We start from the raw sequence: 2242 nt of genomic DNA, 5'->3' as shown, positions 1-2242 counted from the left end.
GTCATTCCACGGTTTCGATGTGAAGCGCGGTCGTGAAGATGCGAATTGCACTGCGGTCTTTGCAGGTGTGGGCAGGGATTAGCATGGGATTCCTTGTCGCAAGCTAACAGGAATCACAACCCATGATGGCAGGCCCGTCCCTATGCTATGTTTGGCTATCGAAAACTTCAGAACTTATGCCCAATCGGCGTCTGCCTTTCGGGAACGTTGGCCGGTTGATACGCACTGTCCGGGCGAGCTGGCGCGATGTTATGCGCGCACGTTAAGGACAACACGTCGGACAGGCGGGACATGGACAAACACAGTCGCACTCCAAAGCACAGCACAGGTCACATCCTGGGCTTGCAGTCGGTGTCGGTGTAGGGGTTGGTTTCCGTGTCGGTGTGGGGGTTGGTGTCTGTGTTGGGGTTGCAGTCGGTGTCGGTGTGGGGGTTGGTGTCGGTTGTACTATGGAGTCTATGGAGTCTATGGAGTGCTGATAGGACGAAGTCGTCGAAGGCCAGTACATTTGATGTTAGCTCCGCTGCCGCAGCCGCGTAGGCCGCTGAATCCATTGTCGCTACTGCCTCGACGAGATCCGCTATGCCGCCACCATATATATAGTTTCCGACCTGTAGTACACTGATTCCGAGGCTTACACCGTTGTAAAGTTGACCGTAATTTTGACCCATCGCTGCCTGGGCAAGATCTAAAACAGTGTAAAAATGCCCACGGTGGCGAGGGCCACGGCCAGAGGGCCTCAATACCGAGCGCCGCGACGGCCATAAGGTTGATCTGTGCTTTGGCTACCAACAAAAGTGCTGAACCGATAGAGGCGGGTGCTGATGTGTTCGCGTCCCCATTCCGGCGATCGAATTGAGCGAAGAGAGATCGGCGCCCAAGGCAAAGAAATCTGCTGAAACCGTATCTGTGCGAGGAGGCAAAAGGAGAGTGCCAACAGCGTCTCTCACCTGCCAGGTGACTCTTCGAGTCGCAGGATCTGCGCTAAGAAACTCGATATTGAGATTTGTGCCGAGAGCGAGCCGCTTTGGATAACCGATGACAAAGAGCAACTGAGTGCCAGTTCCCAAGTCAACTAAATGCAGCCCAGCATTGTGTCTAACTGTGCCATCGGGGGTTCTTCTCCACCAATTCTGTGGCCACGTAGCGGCCCGCCGCATCCGCGAGGACCGTTCCGAAGAATCCGGGTTGATCAGTCAGATCCCATGAATAGGCTGCAACGGTGGGAATGGAGAGATCGTACATTTCCACTAAAGCGGCCCCACTGGTGTTGCTTACGCCGCGCACAATCGCGGTGTAGGTAGGCTGTCGGTTGAGTTGGCGCAGGGCTCGAGTCGATCTGGATCAATAAAAGTGTTTATGAAGTCACCGCAACGCGACGGCGACGGTGGGTACTTCTACGGAGCCTTGCCGTCGGCTTCTCAAGGAGGGAAACTGACCGGGCGCGCCTCCTGCGGACCGCTAAACAGCCACTCAATTCTGCAGTCGCCTTACTTCAGGCGATCGCAATCGTAAGAGATACTTGGGCGTTGCCGTTTCAAGACATCGAGTGTTTCCACCAGGCGTGCCTCGTAAGAATCACACATGGGAGACTCGCCATTTGGCTGGACCCACTCGGGATGTTGGATCCGCAGATCGTCGTGAATCCGTTTCCGGAGGTCTGCGTACGTATAAAGTTGGTGAAGCATAACCACTGATTGTTTGGTTATCTGGGTGCCGCGGCCATCGCGTGAGCGACTAAAATGATTGGCCAGACGGCGACGAACACAATCATCCCGAATGCAATCAGCTCGGATAAGTATCCGGGCTGTGTCCTGTAAGCATATCGATCACTGAAGAAACGAGAGACGCGAACGAGCATCGAGTTTGTAGTTTCCATGTTCATGTCACGAATAGACAACGCTGCGAACGTCCGCGTTTGAACGCAAAGGTAACGTTGCTGTTACTTTGTGCGCGGGCGGCGAGGAGGCGTCGCATCCGCGGCTGACTCGCCGTAGTAGTACGCGCCGCCATAGTAAGCGTCCCATGGATAGTACGGATAATAATCCGGCACGTAGTACGTGTTGAAGCGCGCCTCGGGGGAGCGAATCCCATTGTTGGCGTAGTAAATATCGGCGCAGCTGCCAAGCAGAAGTGCAAAAGCCACGGCGGCGATCAGCGAAAAGATCTTTGCGACGTGCCGACTTTGTTTCTGTTTAGCTGTCACGCGTTGGAGGCGCTCATTTGACGAGACACCTCACCC

Annotated in this window: 3 protein-coding genes and 1 pseudogene; all 4 read right to left on the bottom strand. The window is 55.0% G+C overall.

What is annotated here, in order from left to right; translation table 11 throughout:
• Positions 1–337 precede the first annotated feature (337 nt).
• Positions 338–439: pseudogene (locus DMG62_23995) on the bottom strand (adhesin).
• A 346-nt stretch (positions 440–785) separates the two neighbouring features.
• On the bottom strand, positions 786–1070 hold the full coding sequence (locus tag DMG62_23990) for a hypothetical protein (GenBank protein PYY20085.1): 285 nt from the start codon (positions 1068–1070) through the stop codon (positions 786–788).
• 635 nt (positions 1071–1705) lie between these two features.
• Complete coding sequence (locus DMG62_23985; GenBank protein ID PYY20084.1) at positions 1706–1885, bottom strand: hypothetical protein; 180 nt, start codon at positions 1883–1885, stop codon at positions 1706–1708.
• A gap of 57 nt (positions 1886–1942) precedes the next feature.
• Positions 1943–2206: a hypothetical protein gene (locus tag DMG62_23980; protein PYY20083.1), complete on the bottom strand. Its 264-nt coding sequence runs from the start codon at positions 2204–2206 to the stop codon at positions 1943–1945.
• Positions 2207–2242 lie beyond the last annotated feature (36 nt).

The organism is Acidobacteriota bacterium (assembly GCA_003225175.1).
In the GTDB taxonomy this organism is placed as follows: Bacteria; Acidobacteriota; Terriglobia; order Terriglobales; family Acidobacteriaceae; genus Gp1-AA112.
This window is presented reverse-complemented; position numbering and strand designations above follow the sequence as displayed.